Raw genomic sequence first — 22,443 nt, 5'->3', positions numbered from 1 at the left:
TATAAACACCTTATGCAGGCAACGCGAAATGACCCGCCGCCATATCAAACATCAGGCGGGCAAAGCCCTTAGCGCACTGCGGGTTCGATAAATACTGCAGCATAAACTCTTGTCGCGCTTCGTCGCTGTCCATCACCGCGTCGTCCACCGCTTTGAAAAAATCGCCTAATATCGCCTGTTCGGGACTGTTATTCCTGATTTGTTTCATCACGGTTTCATTCTCAGTGATTTTATTAAACACGGTCATTGCGCTGCTGAGCATATCTTTATCCGTCAGATGGTCGGTGATAAACAGCTCATTCATGCGCGACAAAATATGCGACAGAAATTCCTCTTTCTTGTCTTTTGGTTTTGCCGTACCCACGTCGTTGCTGGGATCGAGCGTATATTCCGCAGCATCTTCCTGTAGCTTCAAATGCTGTTCGTGGATCTTCGATAAGCGGTAGTGGCTCATCTCCACGTTACTGAGATCGATCTCGTCTTCCTCCAGCCGCTGTTCGTGCAACAAAGGTCGTAGATGGCGGGCGAACAGGCTGAGTTTTTCCAGATCTTTATCATCGTATTCGACGATCTGCGACATAAACTCGTAAAAACGCACAAAACTGCCGAGATCCTTCTTGAAAATTTCCAGCCGATCTTTTTCCTGCTTACAGGCTTTAAAGCTGTTTTCGGCATTGGTGATCAGCACCACATCACCGGTTTTTTTGGTTCTTTCGAACATCTCTTTGGCGGTCAGATATGCGTCGATAGCGAGGGCGTAGCGCTTCTGCCAGCGCTCAACGGCCGGGCGGCAGATATTACTGATGGCGGCGTTGGATTTGTTTTTCGTAAAAAACGCGTCGCAGAACTGATCCACCTCGTTCCACTGGAAAATCTGGCTGGCACGTAGTTTCTCAAACAGATCAAATACCTGCTGGGGGTCGCTGACATCGGTCAGCTCGGCGGTCTGATAGTAGGGCTGGAAAGCATCCAGAATATCCTGCGGATCGTTATAAAAATCGAGCACAAAAGTGCCGGACTCCGCTTTGCCCGGATAGGTACGATTCAGGCGCGAAAGCGTCTGGACGCACTCGACGCCACCGAGCGCTTTATCGACATACATGGCGCACAGCTTAGGCTGGTCAAAACCGGTCTGGAACTTATTGGCGACCAGCATTACCTGGTAATCATCGCTGTCGAACGCTTTACGCATATCCCGGCCTTTCAGCCCCGGATTCATGTTTGCTTCTGTGAACTTCTGGTTCAGTAATGCTTCGCTGTTATGGTCGCTCTCCTGAAACTCGACTTCGCCGGAAAATGCCACCATGGCGCTGATTTTTGCATAACGGTTTTCGGCGATGTATTTATCAAATGCCAGCTTGTAGCGTACCGCTGCTTTGCGTGAACTGGTGACCACCATTGCTTTCGCCTGCCCGCCGAGCAGATTCATCACATGCTTGCGAAAGTGCTCGACGATCACTTTCACCTTCTGCGAGACGTTGTAATCGTGCAGCGTCACCCATTGGTTTAGCCTGACCTTGGCCCGGTTGCTGTCCACTTCGCGGTCTTTATCTTCCAGCTTTTGCAGCAGCTGATACGCCACTTTATAGCTGGTGTAGTTTTTCAGTACATCGAGAATAAAGCCTTCCTCAATGGCCTGACGCATGGTGTATACGTGGAATGCCGCCGGTTTGTTAGTGGCCGATGCTGGTTCGCCTGGGTGCGGGAGGCGACCAAAAAGCTCCAGCGTTTTGGCCTTCGGTGTGGCGGTGAACGCATAATAGTTCAGATTGCCGCTGTTGCGACGCGCGGCAAGGGTGGCGTTGAGGCTGTCCTCTGACGACAGTACCGTGTCGTCGTCCCGCTCTTCACTCATCAGCACTTCTTTTAGCTGCCGCGCCGTGGATCCGCTTTGCGACGAGTGCGCTTCATCAGCAATCACCGCATATTTACGTTGTTTCAGACTGACGCTGTTTTCAATCGCTTTCAGTACGAACGGGAAGGTCTGGATGGTGACGATAATAATCGGCTGCGAGTGTTCCAGCGCGCTGGCCAGCTTTTCCGATTTGGAACCATCGCCTTCTTTGTTATTAATGCGCCCGACCACGCCGTCGGCATGTTCGAACTGGTAGATGGTGTCCTGCAGCTGATCGTCGAGCACCGTGCGATCGGTAACCACGATAACCGAGTGAAACCGCTTCTCGCCGCTGTCATCATACAGGCGAGACAACTGGTGCGCGGTCCAGGCGATGGAGTTCGACTTGCCGGAACCGGCGCTGTGCTGGATCAGGTATTTGTTACCGGTGCCCTCGACCACCGCGGCCTGTAGCAGTCTGTTGACCACATCCCACTGGTGATAGCGTGGGAAGATCAGACTCTCTTTTTTGTACTTCTGCCCGTTCCAGTCCTCTTTCTCTTCGATTTGCAGATGCACAAAGCTGGCGAGGATTTTCAGTAGGTTATCCGGCAGCAGCACCTCGTTCCACAGGTAATCGGTCGCATAGCGGCCCGCGTCTTCCGGGATGTCATTGCCCGCACCGCCTACTTTTGTGCCTTTGTTGAACGGCAGAAAGAAGGTGTCGTCGCCCGCGAGTTTGGTCGCCATATAGACATCGAACTGGCTGACGGCGAAGTGCACCAACGCCCCGCGCTTAAAGGTCAGCAGCGGTTCGGGCTTATTGGTGGCTGGGTCTTTCGGCAGCCGGGTTTTCTTATACTGCGTGATGGCGTTCTGTACCGCCTGCTTAAACTCGGATTTCAGTTCCAGCGTGGCAACCGGCAGGCCGTTGATAAATAGCACCAGATCGATACGCCAGCGTTTCGCTTTCAGTTCATTGTCATTGGCTGTGCTGGCGTACGGGCTGTAGACCAGTTCCGGCACGATCCGGCAGAGATTCTGCCGATAGCGCGCGAGAGTGTCCGGGTTGAGCGTATGTTCCGGTTTAAACTGGCAGAGAAAAAAGCGCGCGTTGCGTATCTTCAGACCATGACGCAGTACGCCGAGCGAACCCCAGCTGCGCGACAGCATATCGGTAGCGTTAATGTCAGCTTTTTGCAACTGAGTGACCAGGGTATCGAGAAAATGACGTTCGGTGTCGTTGGGATACACCTTCGCAAACTTTTCCCACTCCTGCGGCTGGGTGGTTTGCACGAATTGCAGCGTGTCCTGTATGTAGAGTGCACGTTCGCGATCGTAGCCGTCGCCTTTGCCGACAATCCAGCCGTTGGCGGCCATCTGGCGGATGATGTCGTTTTGCAGGTTAATTTCGCGGGTGATATCGGGGGTCATACAGCAACCTCCGCTTCGGTTGTGGCTTGCTCGTTGGGGGCGCGCCAGTGGCGGACGTCGATTTTGCCGGTGACGGCGGCGGAAATAAGGGCGGTGCGGCGTTCTTTGAGGAGTTCGATTTGTTGGAGTTGTTTGCTGATTAAGTCATCTATTTTCGTGGTTTTTTTATCCAGAAAATCAATGATTATAAGCTGCTCGTTCAAGTCTGGAGAGGAAATTTTTAATGATGCAACTTTTTCTTGATTAATATTTGGCTGTCCACCTCCAGAAGATAGATTGATGATGTTTTCTCTGAAGGTTTGTAACCAATATTTTAGGTATAGGTTATTTATTACTTTAGATTTTGTCATCGCACAACACGCTTGATTAGTGGTTGCATCTACTCCAAGTATTCCGATTCGACCAATTGTTGCACCATACATTGCAATAATAATTGATCCAGCAGGATATAATTTTAATGCGGAAAATGATTGCAGTGTTACAGTGCTTATATTTTTTAGTGTATTATTGATTATATTTTCTCGTAACTCGCCAGTAGTCACCCATGGAATATTCCCCTGGAACCAATTTTCATCATTTGATGTTGGCGTTGTTCCTGAACCTATCGTGTCATAAGCATGAAATAGCTTCCATATACTCCAGTGTTTTGGAATTGTTCCCAACCACTCAACACCCGAATCTTTCATTGGCACATCAGGATTTAGCCCTTTGGTCACTGCATGGCTAATCACTGCCTGACGTTTTTCTTTTAACAGTTCAATGATTTGTTGTTGTTTCTCGATTAGACTATCGATTTTTGCTGTTTCGTTGTCGAGAAAGGATGCAATGAAAACTTGTTCCTGCAATGAAGGGATAGTCGTTCTATATCCAACCATTCCTGCATCGCTTATGTTGGGTTGAGCACCGCCAAAAGCTGTTAATTTAATATATTCCTGATAGCCACTACTTTTTAATGTATACCATAAGAAACGATAATTCATTAACTTATCTAAAGTTTTAAATAAACCAACTCGCTGATTGATTAAAGCAGGAGATTTGTTTTCATAAAAGCCAGCCTTCCCAATGGTTGCCCCCGTCATTGCCATTAGCAGTTCACCGTTTTGAACAATATATGACTGACTTTGTTTAGCTATAGTGCGAGAAACATATTTGCAGTTTGCTAAATTAATCGAACCATCTTGACTAATATCTCCGATTCTGATGACTGGTTCACCAAAAGAAATAAATAAATCACTCGCAAATGCATATCCCCCTTTAACCCAAGAGTATCTTTTTAATTCAGTTATTAACCACTTGGTAGGTACATTACCCAACCATTCCACCCCAGAATCCCTATACTCCGAATACGCCTTATACTTAGCCATCAGGAATGCACCTCTCGCAGCAACTGCATAATCTCGACGCTTACCGCATCCAAATCAGCATCAATCTCCTCCAACGATCGCGGCGGCGTATACACGTAGAAATGGCGGTTAAAAGGGATCTCGTAGCCGACAATGCCGATCTCGCCGTCGATCGCATCGCGCTTGTCGGCGTTGATCCACGCGTCGGGCACGTGCGGCAATACCTCCGCTTTAACGTAGCTCTCGATCAAATCGCTGGTAGAAACGGTGGGATCCAGCGGCACATTTTCGTTATCACGCAGCTCGCCGTCCTGCTCAAACTCCACCACCTGCCCGCGATAGGCAAACGCGCCGTACAGCGGCTGGGCGTCTTCTTTTAATACCTTCTTCACCACCGGCGCGGCGTCCGGGTTTTTGCGGGTTACCGCGTCGATAAACTGCTTGTTCTCTTTGGCATCCAGCTTCACACCGGCGGTTTTCAGCGCGCTTTTTAAGTCTGTCTGGAACTGATTAAAGTCATCGCTGACGCCGGAAATGCCGCCAGGCTTATCGCCAAACGCGGCCTGAATATGCCGGGCTTTTTCCATTAATCCGCGCTGGGCCAGCCACAGTTTGCTGTCGAGCAGGTCTTTGATTTGTTTCTCTTTCAGCTCGGCAAACTCGGCTTTGATTATGGCGCGGGCTTCGGCTTCTAACGCAAAGAAATCACCGTAACTATCTGTCTGCCAGTGGGCGGCAAATGCGTCAAACAGGCATTCCATCGGCGCGTTAAACGGCTTCGGCGCAAAGCGTAATGCGGCAATGGCCTCATCGGTAATTTGTGCCGACAGGCGCAGCGGGCGCTCAATGGTCAGGCGGCGATAGCCAAAATCGGTGCTGTTGAAGATCTTACTGGCGAAGGTTTTCGGCGCTTCGCTTTTCGCGGTTGCAGACTGACGACCGCGGCTGGATTTTTGCTCCGGCGCTTTCTCCAGCCCCAGAGCTTCCAGCGTGGTGGTCTCTATTGCTTCAAAATCGCCAAAGGTTTGGGTGATGAGCCGGATATCGTCTTCCCCCATCAGGTTACGCTTTGAACCCAGCGACTTGCGCATTTTGCCGCACAGGTTGCTGCCATCAATGAGCTGGACTTTGCCTTTGCGCTCTGGCGCTTTCTTGTTGGAGAGGATCCACACGTAGGTGGCGATGCCGGTGTTGTAGAACATATCCGTTGGCAGGGCGATGATGCCTTCCAGCAGATCGGCTTCGAGGATGTAACGGCGGATTTCGCTTTCGCCGCTGCCCGCGCCGCCGGTAAACAACGGGGAGCCGTTGAGGATGATGCCGATGCGCCCGCCGCCGCTGTGGGCGTCGCGCATTTTACTGATCAAATGCAGCAGGAACAGTAACGAGCCATCGGAGACGCGCGGCAGGCCGGGGCCAAAGCGTCCGTCAAAACCTTTCTGTGCGTGCTCGTCGCCGATCTCGCCTTCGATCTTTTTCCAGTCCACACCAAACGGCGGGTTGGAGAGCATGTAATCGAATTTCTCGGCGGGGAGCTGATCGTTGGAAAGCGTATTGCCGAGCTTGATGCGGCTGACATCCTGGCCTTTAATCAGCATGTCTGCTTTACAGATGGCGTATGACTCCGGGTTTAGCTCCTGGCCAAAAGCGCGCATCACCGCATTAGGGTTCAGCTCGTGCAGATATTCCATCCCGGAGGAGAGAAAGCCGCCAGTGCCCGCCGTTGGGTCGTAGATGGTGCGAATAATACCGTCTTTGGCGAGCGCGTCGTCGTCGCCGATGAATACCAGCGAAGTGGTCAGGCGTACGATATCACGTGGGGTAAAGTGCTCACCGGCTGTCTCATTCGAACCTTCCGCAAAACGGCGGATTAACTCCTCAAACACCAGCCCCATATCATGGTTTGAAATGTCCTTCGGGCTTAACTCTGCGTTTGCAAACTTTTGCACTACCTTATAGAGCAAGTTGGCCTCTTCCAGTTGGCCGACAAACTCGCTGAACTTGAAGTGATCGAAAATCTCACGGGCATCGGTGGAGAAGGACTGAACATATTTCTCCAGATTGGCCTTGATACCGTTTTGCCCCATCTTGCTTAGATCCATCGGTGAGGTGTTAAAGAATGTCAGGCCATCTGCGGCGCGCAGGAGCATCTTCTCTTGCGCTTCTTCCGGCAAATTGAGTGCTTTAATTTTTTCTGCCTGAGCAAGTACGGCCTCTTTGCTGTCTTCGAGTACACACTCCAGTCGGCGCAGCAGGGTAAAGGGGAGAATAATGCGGCCATACTGTGATTGTTTAAAATCGCCGCGCAGCAGGTCGGCGACCGACCAAAGAAAAGCGGCCGTCTGGGTGAAATTTCCTGATGTCATAAATACTTTCCTGGCCTCTGTGATGAGGCTTACTTTTTCTTCGGGTAGATAGTCTCCTTTTTACCAGAAATTTGTAAGTTGATCATTTATAACGAGTTTTTATAATTTATAGTGATCATTTATCACTAAAGATCATTTTAATGAATGTTTATAGGAGAGAGGAAAAACAGCATTCTCGCTCTGCAAGAATGCGATAAATGATTGAGGAAAGATGCCGGATGGCGGCTGTGCCTTATCCGGCCTACGAAATTCAATCACTGATCGTCTAATTGTGAAGCTATTTCCAACAACCGAGGTATAATCGTAAGATAATTGTATATACGTTTTTGTATATACAATTAGGGATGAAATACATGCCAATGGAGTTTGAATGGGATGCAAACAAGGCACAAAGTAACCACCGTAAACATGGTGTTCGCTTTGAGGACGCAGTATTGGTTTTCGACGATCCACGGCATATGTCCAGACAGGATCGTTATGAGAACGGTGAGTATCGGTGGCAGACCATCGGTATTGTTCATGGCATTGTGGTTATTTTGGTTGCCCATAGCGTTAGGTTTGAAAGTGGCGTTGAAGTCATTCGTATCATCAGTGCCAGAAAGGCAGACAGTAAAGAGAGGAATCGTTATGAGCATGGTTAAACATAAACGCGGCAGCGTATCCGCGCTGAGTGCTCAGCATGAGGCTGAACTGAAGGCGCTGGCGAATAAACCGGATGATGATATTGATTACAGTGACATTCCCGTGACCGAAGATGAGCAGTGGTCAGAGGCTAATCGCGGTAAGTTTTTCCGTCCGTTGAAAACGCAGGCATCGGTGCGCATTGATGCCGATGTGATGGAGTGGCTAAAGCGCCCCGGGAAGGGTTACCAGACGCGGCTGAATGCTATTTTGCGCGAGGCTATGCTGAGAGAGCAAAACAAGAAATAGCCTTATACTGGGGCAGTGAGTGCCGGATGGCGGCTGCGCCTTATCCGGCCTACGGGAAAGTGCCATTTCCAGGCCCGGTAAGCGTAGCGCCACCGGGCAATTCAGCAGGGGATTACTTCTTCAATCCCGCAAATGCGGCTCTGATCTCGTCTTCCGGCAGGTTAATGCCGATAAACACCAGCAGGCTGTGCGGTGTTTCGTCGCCCCACGGGCGGTCCCAGTCGGCGCTGTACAGGCGCTGGACGCCCTGGAACAGCAGTCGGTTCGGCTCGCCTTCAATCCACAGCATGCCTTTGTAGCGCAGTAGCTTCTCGGCGGATTCCAGCAGCAGGTTTTCCATCACTCGCGACACGTCGCTGATGTTGACCGGGTAATCCAGCTCGACGACGATCGAGGAGATATCGTTTTGTTTGTCGGCAATAAAGTGGAAGCGCGGTTTGGCGCTGACCACGTTCTCTTCCAGCATAAAACCGTTGGTGTCGAACAGCAGGGAGAGGTCGATGTCGCCATGCGTGACGGTATACACCGGGGCGCGGGCGTTGATGCGCGCCAGGCGTTCACGAAGCTTTTCGCTTTCACCTGCGACGTCGGTTTTGGTCAGCAGGATGCGGTCGGCATAGCCTACCTGCGACTGGGCGATGGTGAACTGATTCATCTGATCGTCGGCATGTACCGCGTCAACCAGCGCAATTACGCCGTCCAGCAGGTAGCGTTCGCAAATCACTTCATGGGAGAAAAAGGTCTGAATAATCGGGCCGGGGTCGGCCATGCCGGTGCACTCGATCACCAGACGGTCGAAATTGATGGCGCCTTTGTCGAGGTTGTCGAGCAGGTCTAACAATGCGTCTTCCAGTTCACTGGAGCGGGTACAGCAAATACAGCCGTTGGTCAGGGTTTTGATCTGCGTGGCGCGATCGCCAATCAGCTGATCGTCCACCGAGACTTCACCGAATTCGTTTTCGATAACGGCAATCTTGTAACCGTGCTGCTCGTTGAGAATATGGCGCAGCAGGGTGGTTTTACCCGCGCCAAGAAAACCGGTGAGTAGGGTAACTGCAATCGGGGTCATTCACTTCTCCTTCTAACAGCAACTGCTTCCGCCGCTACCGTAGCGGGCTTCCTGGCGCTCGCGGAAGAATTCTTCGTAGGTCATGTACGGCTTATCGGGATGGTTGGTCTTCATGTGCTCGACATAGTTGTCGTAGTCCGGAATGCCAATCAGCATCTTCGCCGCCTGACCGAGATATTTTTTAGCTTGCCCTAAAGTACCAAACATAAACAATCCTGATAAGCGAAAAGCCCCGCCGGAGCGGGGCTGAATACATCTTAGTGATGTGAAGAGGTCTTCACGCCGCCTTCCGGCACCGGCACATACGGTGTCTCTTTATCAGAGCGACCGTTGATGGCGCGGGCTTTCTGCCAGGTACGGAACCCGTAGAAAATGATGCTGTACACCACCACCAGGAACAGAATACTCAGACCTGCGTTGGTGTAGTTATTGACGACGATGTGGTTCATGTTGGCAATCTGCTGAGCGGTCAGTTCGCCGCCGTTAGCAATCTTCTCTTTGTACTGATTCGCCATGAAGAAGAAGCCTTCCATCTGCGGGTTGGTGCTGAACAGTTTCAGACCCAGCGCCCAGGTGGTGCAGATAAGCAGCCATACTGCCGGAACAACGGTAACCCAGATGTATTTGGTGCGCTGCATTTTAACCAGTACCACGGTGCCGAGAACCAGTGCCACGGCAGCCAGCATCTGGTTAGAGATACCGAACAGCGGCCACAGGCTCTTAACGCCGCCCAGCGGGTCAACAACGCCTTGATACAGCAGGTAACCCCACAGGCCTACGCAGCCCGCAGTACCGATGATACCCGCAACCAGGGAGTCGGTTTTCTTCAGGAACGGCACGAAGTTACCCAGTAAATCCTGCAGCATAAAGCGGCCAGAACGGGTACCGGCATCCAGTGCGGTCAGGATGAACAGCGCTTCGAACAGAATACCGAAGTGGTACCAGAAGCCCATATCAGCCATCGGCAGCACTTTGTGGAACACGTGAGCGATACCAACAGCCAGCGTCGGTGCGCCACCTGCGCGGTTCAGAACGGACGGTTCACCGATGTCTTTCGCGGTTTGCAGGATCTGCTCAGGCGAAATGACGAAGCCCCAGGAGCTGACGGTCGCTGCCGCATGTGCGGTGACGTCTTTCAACTGCGCCATAATCAGCGGTGCGTTTTCGCCGCTCATTTCATGCAGGTTCGGCATAGTGATGCCAAGGCCCGCAGGCGGGGTGTTCATCGCGAAGTACAGACCTGGTTCGATGATAGACGCGGCAACCAGCGCCATAATTGCGACGAAGGATTCCATCAGCATCGCGCCGTAACCGATAAAGCGTGCATCGGTTTCACAGGCCAGCAGCTTCGGTGTGGTACCGGAAGCAATCAGCGCATGGAAGCCAGATACCGCACCACACGCGATGGTGATGAACAGGAACGGGAACAGAGCGCCTTTCCACAGCGGGCCAGTACCATCAACGTACTGCGTCATTGCCGGCATTTTCAGTTCCGGGTTGAGGATAACAATCCCCACCGCCAGACCGACGATAACGCCGATTTTCAGGAAGGTAGCCAGATAGTCGCGCGGGGCGAGGATCAGCCATACCGGCAGCAGCGCAGAGATAAATGCGTAGCCGATCAGGGTAAAGGTAATGGTGGTGTCTTTAAAGGTCAGCGCCGGGCCCCAGTATGGATCGTGCGCAATCACGCCGCCGAAGTAGATAGAAGCAACCAGCAGCACAATACCAATCACCGACACTTCGCCCACGCGTCCCGGTCGCAGGAATCGCATGTAGATCCCCATGAACAACGCGATAGGTACGGTTGAGCAGACGGTGAACACACCCCACGGGCTTTCTGCCAGCGCTTTTACCACGATCAACGCCAGTACTGCGAGGATGATGATCATGATTAAGAAGCAGCCGAACAGTGCAATGGTTCCCGGGATCGGGCCCATCTCTTCTTTGATCATCTCACCCAGAGATGCGCCGTTACGGCGGGAAGAGATAAACAGTACCATGAAGTCCTGCACCGCACCGGCCAGCACGACGCCTGCCAGCAGCCACAGCGTACCAGGCAGGTAGCCCATCTGCGCAGCCAGTACCGGCCCAACCAGCGGACCAGCACCTGCGATAGCGGCAAAGTGGTGACCAAACAAGACGTTACGGTTGGTTGGAACGTAGTTCAGACCGTCATTGTTGATGACCGCCGGCGTGGCACGCGTTGGGTCAAGTTTCATCACCTTTTGGGCGATGTACAGGCTGTAGTAACGATAGGCCACCAGATAAACAGAAACTGAGGCGACAACGATCCACAGGGCACTAATGTGCTCACCCCGACGTAATGCCACTACCGAGAGGCAGAATGCACCGATGATTCCGAGAATCACCCAGGGTATGTGCTTGAATAACTTTTTCGTATCCATAGTAAAACCTGGTTTTTTACCCGTCATACTTCAAGTTGTATGTGCGTTGGCTTCATTCGCTCACCTCAGTCACTTACTTTTGTAAGCTCCTGACGATTCCCTCATTTGCCGCCTTCTTACAACTCGAATTATCTAGGGTACCTATTAATAATTGGCCGAAGCCGCGTGGGTTTGATCTTGTGTTTGAGGAGGTAAATTGACTGCTATGTTGGGGGGATCTTGCCAGAGAATTACGCGCGTAAAGTAAGGTAAATAAGTGAGCGGTTGTATGTCAGCTTAAGCGGTCTCAAGTGTCAGTGAGCGGTAAACTGCGGGGGGAACGGGGAAATTTATGTGATTGAGATCACGGCATTATAGCGTTTGCCTGTCTACATGCCGTGTTTTCCCACTGACAAAGCACCTCACTGAGAGACTCAGATTACGATATAACAGTAAGGCGTATGTTCGATGTCTCTGAGCAACACATGTTTCTTACGTGATTTAGTCAGGTAATATTTTTCATCCAGATAGTAGTCAATGAGTTCATCGAGGCGCTCTTTATCTATGCGGGGCGTTACCCCCAGCGTCCAGAAGCTACGCAGCTCTAATTCCGAACGTTTGATTTTTGCGCTTTTAACCAAATCAGCAATCATATTTCTGACGCAGCTTGTCGGATCCTGGTTCTGTTTGAGTTCAAGCGCAATGTAGCTATCCTGCGTCCAGCCTTTTTTCCGCAACAAGAAATCTGCACGTACAGACAAGCGCTGTGGATTTTTCCGGAGATCGCAAGCAAGAGTTTGCTCACGCCACCATTCATGACCCGTCGAAGCTAGCAGATTGGCAAATTCTATCTGCATCCAGACTTCCCAACCGGAAATGTTGTACTGATCGATGATATTGAGCTTTTGGCGAATATCTTCACGTTCAAAAAAGTGGTGTGCGAGGGTGGATAGGTGATCAAAATCGCGATTTAACATAGAAGCATCCTTTCCTTCAAAAAACGGAATCCTACACCTAAGACGTAATGGAACGATTAATTTTTTGCGTAATTTGTCATAGGGAACGGTATTTAATGTGAAAACGATAATTCTGTGGCAATTGCTGGCACCATAAAGTTTTCTCTTTCCAGGCCGAAAACCAGAGTATCTGTCTAGCGGAAAGAGAAAACATGTTAAAACGAATGAAGATTGTTACCAGCTTACTGCTGGTATTGGCGTTATTTGGCCTTTTACAGCTCGCCTCGGGCGGCTTGTTTTTTAACTCACTTAAGAATGACAAAGAGAACTTTACCGTTCTGCAAACCATTCGCCAGCAACAGTCTGCACTGAACGCCACTTGGGTTGAGCTGCTGCAAACGCGTAACACCCTGAACCGGGCAGGCATTCGCTACATGATGGATCAGAGCAATATCGGCAGCGGCGCGACCGTTGCCGAGCTGATGCAGGTGGCGAGTACGGCGCTGAAACTGACGGAAAAAAACTGGGCGATTTACGAGTCGCTCCCGCGCGATCCGCGCCAAAGCGAAGCCGCTTTCCAGGAGATTAACCGCACCTATGACATCTATCATGGTGCGCTGGCGGAGCTGATCCAGTTACTGGGTGACGGGAAGATCAACGCATTCTTTGATCAACCGACACAGAGCTATCAGGATGGTTTTGAGAAGCAATATATCAACTACATGCAGCAGAACGATCGCCTGTATGACATCGCGGTGGCAGATAACAACAGCTCTTACAGCCAGGCGATGTGGGTGTTGGTTTGTGTGCTGATTACCGTACTGGCGGCGATTATTGCGGTGTGGTTTGGTATCAAGCTGACCCTTATCTCTCCTATGAACCGTCTGATCGACAGCATTCGTCATATCGCCAGCGGTGACCTGGTGAAACGTATTGAAGTGGAAGGGTCCAACGAGATTGGGCAACTGGCGGAAAGCCTGCGTCACATGCAGGGTGAGCTGATGAATACCGTGGGTGACGTGCGTAACGGTGCCAACGCGATTTACAGTGGGGCCAGCGAGATTGCGATGGGCAATAACGATCTCTCCTCCCGTACCGAGCAGCAGGCTGCATCTCTGGAAGAAACCGCAGCCAGCATGGAACAGCTGACGGCGACCGTGAAGCAGAACGCCGAAAACGCGCGTCAGGCCAGCCATCTGGCGCTGAGTGCTTCTGAAACCGCGCAGAAAGGCGGCAAAGTGGTGGATAACGTGGTGCAAACCATGCGTGACATCGCGTCCAGTTCGCAGAAAATCGCCGACATTATCAGCGTCATCGACGGCATTGCCTTCCAGACTAACATTCTGGCGCTCAACGCCGCGGTAGAAGCAGCACGTGCGGGTGAGCAGGGCCGTGGATTTGCGGTGGTTGCGGGTGAAGTGCGTAACCTGGCCCAGCGTAGTGCGCAGGCCGCGCGCGAGATTAAGAGCCTGATTGAAGACTCGGTCAGCCGCGTGGATGTTGGTTCAACGCTGGTAGAAAGTGCCGGTGAAACCATGGATGAGATCGTCAATGCGGTAACCCGCGTGACCGATATCATGGGTGAAATCGCCTCTGCTTCTGATGAACAGAGCCGCGGTATTGACCAGGTGGGTCTGGCCGTTGCCGAGATGGATCGCGTGACGCAGCAGAACGCATCGCTGGTGGAAGAATCCGCCGCCGCCGCCGCGGCGCTGGAAGAGCAGGCCAGCCGCCTGACTCAGGCCGTTGCCGTGTTCCGTATCCAGCATGACCAACAGCGCGCGCGTGACGTTGCGGCCGCTAAACCGGTTTCAACGGTCCAGCCGCGCAAAGCCGCGGTAACGGATGCCGGGGACAACTGGGAAACGTTCTAAGCCTGTGATGCCGGATGGCGCTGTCGCTTATCCGGCCTACGGGGAAAGATACGTGGTTGCCGGATGGCGCTGCCGCTTATCAGGCTTACCGGAAATGTTACGTAGGCCCGATAAGGCGTAGCCGCCATCGGGCAATTAGCGCAACATCAGGTGCATGGCGCAGCGCGATTCAAATGCCAGTCCATGCGCCGCTTCCTCTTCTCTTTTCTGGCGCAACTTTGCAGGCAGCGTCTCGTCAGCCAGCATTTCAAATCCCAGTCGTGCGTACCATGGCGCATTCCACGGCACATCGCGGAAGGTGGTCAGCGTGAGCGACGTATAACCTTTCGCGTGCGCCTGTTCGGCAACATACTCAATCAATCTGCGGCCAATTCCTTTTCCCTGCCACTCCAGATGCAGCGACAGTTCAGCAATAAACAGCGATGACCCCAGCGTTTCGGCAACCAAAAAACCGACCGGAAGCGCATCGACCTGCGCCAGCCAGCTCATGCCTGCGGCGGCAAAAGCCTGATGCTGAGCAGCGGATAACATCTGGTCTTCAGCAATCCACGCCAGTTCGGGGATGCGTAAAAAACGTTGCCCCGCAGATCGTTCGATGGCGGGAAGAGCGGCAGTGTCTGCCAGAGTAGTAGCGCGCAAGGTGATGTTCATACGAGGAGCATAACATGCCCGATAAACGCGGTGTTATCGGGCATCTGGAGGATTAATCTTTACGCGGATCGCTGATGGGTTGGCGAACCAGGAAGATGTAGGCGAGGGCACCCACCATGGTGACGCAGCCGCAGATGATCAACGCCAGGCGGAAAGAGTTGGTGGTATCAACAATAAAACCGGTGACGATCGGTGCGAACGACGCGCAGATAAAGCTGGCAAAGTTCTGGATACTGCCCACGGAAGCTGTCATACGTGAGGCGACGGCGACGTGGATCAGACCCCAGCACGAGGTACCTGCGAAGTGGATACAGAACAGCGCCATACCGATCAGTAACACGGCGGCCATTGACGTTGTGGCCTGTGGCACGACGAAGGTGAAGGCCGCGGAGCAGAACATCCCGGCGATAATACAAATCTTACGGCTCTTAATCGGCGCCATACCACCTTTCACCAGCCAGTCGGTGACAAAACCGTTAATCAGCATGCCGGCTGCGCCAAACAGGAATGGGATCGCCGCCATTAATCCGGTGCTTTTTAAATCCAGGTTGTAGGAGGTTTGCAGGTAGCCCGGCAGCCAGGCCAGGTATAACCATGCGGTGTAGTTGATGCCGCTAAAGCCCAGCATCATGCCCCACATGGTACGGTTGCGGAACAGGCTGCGCCATTCGGCAAAGCTCAGCGGATCGCGGCGGGCATTGACGCTACCGGCGTTCAGGTACGCTTGTTCCGTGGCGCTCAGCTCAATTTGCTCGCGGTTGCGATACAGCATGTACCAGCCGATGGCGAGGAAAATACCCAGCACGCCAATGGTGATGAACATCCAGCGCCAGCCCATTACCAGCATCATGGCAGCCAGAATCGGCGGGCTAATGGCAACCCCGATGGTGGAGGCGGCGTTGAATAATCCCATCGGGCGGCCGCGCTCTTTGATGTTAAACCAGTCGTTGATGACCTTTACGCCGCACGGGTTCATTGGCGCTTCGCCGATCCCCATCCCGATACGCACCAACACAAACTGGGTGAAGCTGTGCACCATGCCGGACATCGCCTGAAACAGCGACCAGAAGAACATCCCCAGTCCCAGCATAATGCGCGGACCTTTGCGGTCCAGCAGCGGACCGCAGGGCAGTTGCGCAATACCGTAAGCGAGAGAGAATACCGACAGCAGCACGCCGATTTGCGTGGCGCTCAGCCCCAGTTCTTCACGAATCGTTAAGTTGGCGACAGACAGTGAACTGCGGTCGAGGTAATTAATCACCGCAGCAAAAAATAATAAAATCATTGCTGTGGTCTGGATACGTTTAATTCGGCTACTGCGTTGCACCATGCCCTCAGGCGGAACATTAATATCCGCAGATGACGACGTGCCAAACGAAGAACTTGGGTCGAGGGTAATATTATTTTTTTCCACGCCGGACTCCTGAACCTCAATAATTTATTTTTCACACAGCTGGACTGTGCAGTATTGAAAAAATACCAGTGATGAATCAATTTGCTCATCACCGCTCACAAAAGTTTTTAATGCAGTCGACTTAGCGTGAGCATAGGCAAGAGGTATTTTTCAGGCGTTTTTATTTTTATAAAATCGTGCTCCCGGTAATGATTTGCTGTTTTTTATCGGTACTTAATGAGCGACATTACAACCCTGGTTGATGGAGCGAATCATCGATTGTTTGGCTGAATTCAAATGGTTACAGAGCGCGAGGGTGGCATCCAGGTCGCTGCGGCATATCAGCGCGCTGAGGATGGTCATATGCTCATCAATGGCAATGATATTACGCTGCTTGAGATCGCTCTCATCCCACTGATAGTGGAAGTGGAAAATCACGGAGATGATTTCAAGTGATTGATTAAAAAATACATTATCGGCAGCAGAGAGTAGCAAAGCATGGAACTCACGATCTAACTGCGAGAACATGCGAAAGCTGCTGCCAATGCTGTCGCGCAGGATCCGATGGCGCTCCAGCAGCGTTTTAGCCTGCAACCAACGCGGGTCATCGTCCGGCAGATTGAGGAAATGCTGCAGAGAATGCGTTTCCAGCATCTCTCTGAGTTCAAACAGCTGTTCCGCATAGGCCTGATCGAACTGCTTCATGCTCCACTGACCACGTTTTTCGTTTTTAATCAGGTTGTAACGTTCGAATTTTAAAAGATATTCCCGCACTACCACCGGGCTGACGCCTGCGGCTCTGGCAAGCTGTAGTTCGGAGAAGCTCTCGCCTGCGCGCAGCTGTCGCTGGTTGATCATGGTGAAAAACGCCTGCTCAAAAATCCGGTTTTGCTCGGTCATGGAGGCGGTGGTGCAGGCAAAACCGTCGTCATGGTCGGGTTTTCGCACGATGACATAGTGGCTGCCGACCTGGGTCAGCACGCCGCACTCGCCTAAGTGGCTCAGCATATGGCGCACGGTGGTGCGGCTGATGTTGTACATCTCCGCCAGTGCGCTTTGTGAGGGGAGTGGGGAAGGGATATGACCACGCGCCATATCATCGATTATCTGGTTAATCACATTGTGGCGTAAGTTCTGCGAACGGCTCATGGCTTCTCCTTTTTATCTATTAAAACCCGATTTAAAACATTTTTATGCGCTGGAATTCACAGATTGTGTTTCTGCTTTCTCCGTCATTTTTATTTTCGTTGATATCTGAGGCAACAAAAAAACAGGAGAGCAGAATCATGTCTACGATGAATACGTTGATTTGCCAGGAACCTAAAAAATTAGTCTGGAAAGAGCGTGAAATACCTATTCCGGGTGAGGGTGAAGCATTAATTAAAATTAAGTCGGTAGGAATTTGTGGTACCGATATTCATGCCTGGGGTGGCAATCAACCTTTTTTTAGCTACCCGCGTGTATTAGGGCATGAAATATGTGGGGAAATTGTCGGTCTGGGTAAGAATATACAGAATCTGAAAAATGGTCAGCAGGTGGCGGTTATTCCTTACGTGGCCTGCCAGCAGTGTCCGGCATGCCTGAGCGGGCGCACCAACTGCTGCGAGAAGATTTCAGTGATTGGCGTGCACCAGGATGGCGGTTTCAGTGAATATCTGTCCGTTCCGGTGACCAACCTGTTGGACGCGCAGGGGATTGACCCGCAGGCGGCGGCGCTGATTGAGCCTTACGCCATCAGCGCGCATGCGGTACGCCGGGCGGCGGTGGCGCCAGGTGAGCAGGTGCTGGTGGTCGGCGCGGGTCCGATTGGTCTGGGGGCGGCAGCGATTGCCAAAGCCGATGGCGCACAGGTGGTGGTCGCCGATACCAGTCCAGCACGCCGGGAGCACGTGTCTTCCCGGTTGGGACTCCCGGTTATCGACCCATCCGCTGAAGATTTTGATGCGCAGCTGCGCGCTCAGTTTGGCGGTTCGTTGGCGCAAAAGGTTATTGATGCCACGGGGAATCAGCATGCGATGAACAACACGGTGAATTTGATTCGTCATGGCGGCAGCATCGTTTTCGTTGGGCTGTTCAAAGGCGATTTGCAGTTCTCTGACCCTGAGTTCCACAAGAAAGAGACCACCATGATGGGCAGTCGCAACGCCACGCCGGAAGATTTCGCCAAAGTGGGCCGTCTGATGTCGGAAGGCAAACTTACCGCCGACATGATGCTCACGCACCGTTACGCGTTTGCCACACTGGCAGAAATCTACGAACGGGATGTGATTAACAACCGTGAACTGATTAAAGGCGTGATCACGTTCTGAGAGGGGAAATGTGATGAAGACATTGAATCGATGTGATTTTCCGGGGGCCTGCTACCCAACGCGCGTGATCCAGTTTGGTGAAGGTAACTTCCTGCGGGCGTTTGTTGACTGGCAACTGGATATCCTCAACGAGCAAACCGATCTGAACGCTGGTGTGACCATCGTTCGCCCGATCAATACCGATTTTCCGCCGTCGCTGAATACCCAGGACGGGCTGTATACCACGCTTATTCGCGGGCTAAACGAGCAGGGTGAGGCAGTGAGTGAGGCACGGCTTATCCGTTCGGTGAATAACGAAATCAACCCGTATCAGGATTTCGCGGCGTATCTGGCGCTGGCGCACAATGCGGACATCCGTTTTGTGTTTTCGAATACCACCGAAGCCGGAATTAGCTATCACGCAGCTGACCGTGTGGATGATGAGCCGCCGGTGAGTTTTCCGGCCAAGCTGACACGCCTGCTGCTGGAGCGTTTTAACCACTTTGCGGGCGCGGTGGATAAGGGCTGGGTAATTATCCCGTGCGAGCTTATCGACTATAACGGTGAGGCGCTCAAAACGCTGGTGTTGCGGTATGCGCAGGAGTGGCAGCTTCCTCCGGCATTTGCCGACTGGGTGGAGACGGCAAACACGTTCTGTTCCACGCTGGTCGACCGTATTGTCACCGGCTACCCGCGCGAAGAAGCCGCTACGCTGGAGGCTACGCTTGGCTATCACGATGCGTTTCTCGATACCGCGGAGCATTTTTACCTGTTTGTGATCCAGGGGCCGCAGTGGCTGGCAGAGGAGCTGAAGCTGGCGCAGTGTCCGCTGAATATCCGTGTGGTGAGCGATATCAAACCGTACAAAGAGCGCAAGGTCGCTATCCTCAATGGTGCGCATACGGCTCTGGTGCCGGTCGCGTGGCTGTGCGGGCTGGAGACCGTTGGCGAGGCGATGCAGGATGCTGATGTCCGCCGCTTTGTCGAGCGGGCGATTAGTGAGGAGATTATTCCGGTGTTGGATCTCCCAGCGGACGAATTGCGTGAATTTGCCGATGCGGTGAGCGGGCGTTTTCAGAACCCCTACATTCGCCACCAGTTGCTTTCCATTGCGCTTAACGGGATGACCAAATTCCGCACCCGAATTTTGCCGCAGCTGCTGGCGGGTCAGCACAATGGGCGCTGGCCCGTGCGGTTAACGTTTGCCCTCGCTGCGCTGCTGGCGTTTTATCGTGCAGAGCGCGATGGGGAACGCTATCCGATACAGGATGATGAGCAGTGGGTAAGCCTGTATGCCAGCCTGTGGCCGCGAGTTGGCAATGATTTAACGCTGCGTGAACTGGTGGATGCCGTGCTCGGCGATGCGGCGCACTGGGGAGAGGATTTGACGTTGTTACCTGGGCTCGCCGGGCAGGTGACGGCCAATCTGGAGATGATTCTGGTGCAGGGTATGCGCCAGGCGGTGAACGGTCTGGAATAAGGTTGCCATGCAGCGCCCGGTGTGGTGTTGGGCGCTGTTTTTTTTCAGACAATACATTCGGTTCACGATAGGCCTGATAAGCAAAGCGCTATCAGGCCTTTCATGTTACGAACCCTGAGCCACTACTTTGATTTCAACCATCCCGATCCCCAGCTTACGCGGTGAGTGACCGAGAATATTGCCTTCGTTGGTGGCGACCGGATCGGGTGGAACAATTACCAGCGTATCGGCATCCGCCGGGTTATCAAAATGTAAGGTGGTGGTGCTGACGTCATGGCCTAACACCAGCGTCTGCTCCTCGTTGCCAACGCGCACGGGGATCGGACGATTGGCATTGTCACCGAAGGCTTTCGCGGTAATGACCAGATCGAATTTCTTCGGTAGCGGGGCTTTGTACTCAATCGTTACTTCTTCGCTGAGCTGCGCATTGGACCAGCGTCCCCAGGATTCGGGGCGTGAAATGCCGCTAAACTGTTTGACCTCTTCCGGCGCGCCTGCCACGTTGAAAACGAAGCTATCTGCTTTGTAGCGAATGTCGTTATCGACAATTTTCAGCGTATCGACGTTACCTTTATAGCGCTCCATGTCGATCACCGTGTCTTTAAATACGGTTTTACTTTTCCACTTGGCTTTATCGACGTGCTGTACGATTTGCTGTCCGCCCAGCTGCCCCTGTGATACGCACCAATCGGTAGAGAGTGCCAGCTCCGGTGCCCACAGTTGCGCCATTTTGTAGCAGCGATCGACCCAGACGAAGTTATCGCGTGGGGCGAAATCTGCCAGCTGGAAGCGCAGCGGGGCCGAGTATTCGCTTTCCGGCAGCGGCTCGACGCGTTTGTCCGATACGCGCAGCAGCAGCGGCAGGCGGAAATGACTGCCGGAGAAAGAGATCATATTTTTGTCCTGGTCGACGGTGAACTCTTTCATCTCTTTCGGGAAATTCCACAGGCGAATGATATCGGGCTTCCACGCCAGCATTTTTTCTTTGATGTTCAGGAATACTTCCGACACGGATTCGCTCGACAAGCTGCTGCGGCCAAGGCCGATAAAGTTATCGCCGCCGAGAATATCCAGTACCGTTGCGCCGTTATCCATCGTGTTACGCTTTACCGCCAGCGTGTCCTGTTGCGGTTGATCGCCGCGCAGCACGAAGAACAGGTTGTTGCGGTCCTGCTTGTTCAGATACTTCCATGCGGTGTTGTTCATCGCCAGATGATCGGAAGACACCACGATAACGGTATCTTTAAACCACGGCGATGCTTTGATTTTATTGATAAATTCGGCAATGTTTTCTTGGCTGCAGCTGACCGCGCTGAACGATTGGTTGGCCTTCCCGTCGATGTCATAACGTTTACGGTTGCAGCTACGGGAGATAAATCCATCCGGATGATGGGTATCCACGGTCAGGGTAAACAGTGAAAAACGCTGGCCCGAGCGCGAAAGCTCTTCGAATTTTTTCCACGCTTCGTCCAGCACGGTATCGTCGTAGAAGCCCCAGTCGTTACGATAGGTCGGGTCCGCCACCACGCTTTTTAACTCTTCCGCACCATACAGATGGTCAAAGCCGTGAGATTTCAGGAACACGTCTTTGCCAGCAAAGCGCAGGTTGGCACCCTGCACAAAGTAGTTCTGATAGCCGGAGTTTTTCAGGATATCGCCCAGACAGATATTGTTAGGGAAGAAACTTGAAACCGACGCAGAGGCGTTGCCTTCAAACGGCGCAAACAGCGGAATTCCGCACTGGGAGGCGACCATGCCCGCGATGGTGTAATCCGTACCCGGCAGTTGCATGGTGTTGCTGAAATCCAGACCTTCGTTTTTCAACGCGCCGAGTTCCGGGGTCAGATCCGGGAACGCGTCGTTATTAAAATAGGTGCGTTCGAGGCTCTCACCGTAGATATACACCAGGTTCAGCTTCGGGTTGGGAATGGTTTTCGATGGCTCTTTATAATACGTCGGGAAATCCGGATCGCCATCGCGTGATTGCGACTTCACCAGTTCGGTTATCTGGTGAAACGCCGGGCTGGCGTCAACGGAGGCCAGCGCCAGCAGCAGGGCCAGCAGACTGTAACCCACATGATGTGGATGATGGCGACGGCGGCGTAGGATCCAGCCGAGAGCGACAAAAACGGTAGTCAGCGCCAGCGCGATCCCAACGCCCGGCAGGATATATTTGCCGATGCCTGCGCCGGTCAGGCTGTTGGTCAGCGTATAGAGAACCGCGTCATTGATCCCGTCGCCGGTGAAATAGTCACTGGCATAAAGCGTGATATTCAAGACAATAAAAATCCCCAGCACCGTTAACGTGGCGGCAAACCACCAGGTGTTGCGACCCGCTTTCCAGGCATAAATCAGCACTGAAGCGAGAAACAGAGTGATGGAGATTAATTCTGACAACGGTCGATCCTCAGTAAACCGGGCAATTGCCTGGCAGGCTA

General features: G+C 52.6%; 16 protein-coding genes. 5 read left to right on the top strand and 11 right to left on the bottom strand.

From position 1 onward, the window contains the following. Nucleotides 1–10: 10 nt before the first annotated feature. From OGY04_RS18005 to OGY04_RS17995, 3 genes are read right to left on the bottom strand one after another with little or no spacing between them, the layout of a single operon-like run. A complete protein-coding gene (locus OGY04_RS18005; RefSeq protein WP_286585770.1) occupies nt 11–3,268 on the bottom strand; it encodes a type I restriction endonuclease subunit R in 3,258 nt (1,085 codons plus the stop codon). Then, nucleotides 3,265–4,632 (bottom strand): restriction endonuclease subunit S, encoded by a 1,368-nt coding sequence (locus OGY04_RS18000; RefSeq protein ID WP_235125544.1) that lies wholly within the window; start codon nt 4,630–4,632, stop codon nt 3,265–3,267. The genes OGY04_RS18005 and OGY04_RS18000 overlap by 4 nt, the downstream gene beginning before the upstream one ends. Next, nucleotides 4,632–6,977, bottom strand: coding sequence for a type I restriction-modification system subunit M (locus tag OGY04_RS17995; protein WP_286585768.1), 2,346 nt, complete (start codon nt 6,975–6,977; stop codon nt 4,632–4,634). Before OGY04_RS17995 ends, OGY04_RS18000 begins: the two co-directional genes overlap by 1 nt. Nucleotides 6,978–7,330: 353 nt before the next feature. On the opposite strand from OGY04_RS17995, the gene OGY04_RS17990 reads away from it, so the two are divergent. Next, nucleotides 7,331–7,618, top strand: a complete 288-nt coding sequence (locus OGY04_RS17990; protein WP_128612218.1) for a BrnT family toxin — start codon at nt 7,331–7,333, stop codon at nt 7,616–7,618. After that, nucleotides 7,605–7,907 carry a BrnA antitoxin family protein gene (locus OGY04_RS17985; RefSeq protein WP_128612219.1) on the top strand — a complete coding sequence of 101 codons (303 nt, stop codon included), beginning with the start codon at nt 7,605–7,607 and terminating at the stop codon, nt 7,905–7,907. The genes OGY04_RS17990 and OGY04_RS17985 overlap by 14 nt, the downstream gene beginning before the upstream one ends. A 112-nt stretch (nt 7,908–8,019) precedes the next feature. Here the strand turns inward: OGY04_RS17985 and yjiA are convergent, their stop codons facing one another. From yjiA to OGY04_RS17965, 4 genes are all read right to left on the bottom strand, one after another. Then, on the bottom strand, nt 8,020–8,976 hold the full coding sequence (gene yjiA / locus OGY04_RS17980; protein WP_286585765.1) for a GTPase: 957 nt from the start codon (nt 8,974–8,976) through the stop codon (nt 8,020–8,022). A gap of 12 nt (nt 8,977–8,988) precedes the next feature. After that, nucleotides 8,989–9,183 (bottom strand): YbdD/YjiX family protein, encoded by a 195-nt coding sequence (locus OGY04_RS17975; RefSeq protein WP_003830038.1) that lies wholly within the window; start codon nt 9,181–9,183, stop codon nt 8,989–8,991. Between the two features lie 50 nt (nt 9,184–9,233). Beyond that, nucleotides 9,234–11,384 carry a pyruvate/proton symporter BtsT gene (gene btsT, locus OGY04_RS17970; protein ID WP_032942303.1) on the bottom strand — a complete coding sequence of 717 codons (2,151 nt, stop codon included), beginning with the start codon at nt 11,382–11,384 and terminating at the stop codon, nt 9,234–9,236. 413 nt (nt 11,385–11,797) lie between these two features. Then, on the bottom strand, nt 11,798–12,340 hold the full coding sequence (locus OGY04_RS17965; protein WP_003830032.1) for a hypothetical protein: 543 nt from the start codon (nt 12,338–12,340) through the stop codon (nt 11,798–11,800). Nucleotides 12,341–12,531: 191 nt separating this feature from the next. On the opposite strand from OGY04_RS17965, the gene tsr reads away from it, so the two are divergent. Then, nucleotides 12,532–14,193 (top strand): methyl-accepting chemotaxis protein, encoded by a 1,662-nt coding sequence (gene tsr / locus OGY04_RS17960; RefSeq protein WP_008786110.1) that lies wholly within the window; start codon nt 12,532–12,534, stop codon nt 14,191–14,193. Between the two features lie 135 nt (nt 14,194–14,328). Here tsr and OGY04_RS17955 read toward each other — a convergent pair whose 3' ends face one another. The 3 genes from OGY04_RS17955 to OGY04_RS17945 all read right to left on the bottom strand — a co-directional run bounded on the left by OGY04_RS17955 (nt 14,329) and on the right by OGY04_RS17945 (nt 17,386). Further along, the gene (locus OGY04_RS17955; protein WP_213752486.1) at nt 14,329–14,844 is read right to left on the bottom strand and encodes a GNAT family N-acetyltransferase; all 516 of its coding nucleotides are present in this window, start codon (nt 14,842–14,844) and stop codon (nt 14,329–14,331) included. Between the two features lie 52 nt (nt 14,845–14,896). Beyond that, nucleotides 14,897–16,258, bottom strand: coding sequence for an MFS transporter (locus OGY04_RS17950; RefSeq protein WP_003845612.1), 1,362 nt, complete (start codon nt 16,256–16,258; stop codon nt 14,897–14,899). A 213-nt stretch (nt 16,259–16,471) separates the two neighbouring features. Then, nucleotides 16,472–17,386, bottom strand: a complete 915-nt coding sequence (locus tag OGY04_RS17945; RefSeq protein WP_003830023.1) for a GntR family transcriptional regulator — start codon at nt 17,384–17,386, stop codon at nt 16,472–16,474. Nucleotides 17,387–17,523: 137 nt separating this feature from the next. Between OGY04_RS17945 and OGY04_RS17940 the strand changes: the two genes are divergently transcribed. Next, complete coding sequence (locus tag OGY04_RS17940) at nt 17,524–18,546, top strand: zinc-binding alcohol dehydrogenase family protein (protein WP_032942306.1); 1,023 nt, start codon at nt 17,524–17,526, stop codon at nt 18,544–18,546. 13 nt (nt 18,547–18,559) lie between these two features. Next, nucleotides 18,560–20,005, top strand: a complete 1,446-nt coding sequence (locus tag OGY04_RS17935; RefSeq protein ID WP_286585763.1) for a tagaturonate reductase — start codon at nt 18,560–18,562, stop codon at nt 20,003–20,005. Nucleotides 20,006–20,110: 105 nt separating this feature from the next. Here OGY04_RS17935 and opgB read toward each other — a convergent pair whose 3' ends face one another. Next, the gene (gene opgB, locus OGY04_RS17930) at nt 20,111–22,402 is read right to left on the bottom strand and encodes a phosphatidylglycerol--membrane-oligosaccharide glycerophosphotransferase (RefSeq protein ID WP_008786114.1); all 2,292 of its coding nucleotides are present in this window, start codon (nt 22,400–22,402) and stop codon (nt 20,111–20,113) included. Nucleotides 22,403–22,443 lie beyond the last annotated feature (41 nt).

Source organism: Citrobacter sp. Cpo091 (assembly GCF_030332645.1).
Lineage (GTDB): Bacteria > Pseudomonadota > Gammaproteobacteria > Enterobacterales > Enterobacteriaceae > Citrobacter > Citrobacter portucalensis.
This window is presented reverse-complemented; position numbering and strand designations above follow the sequence as displayed.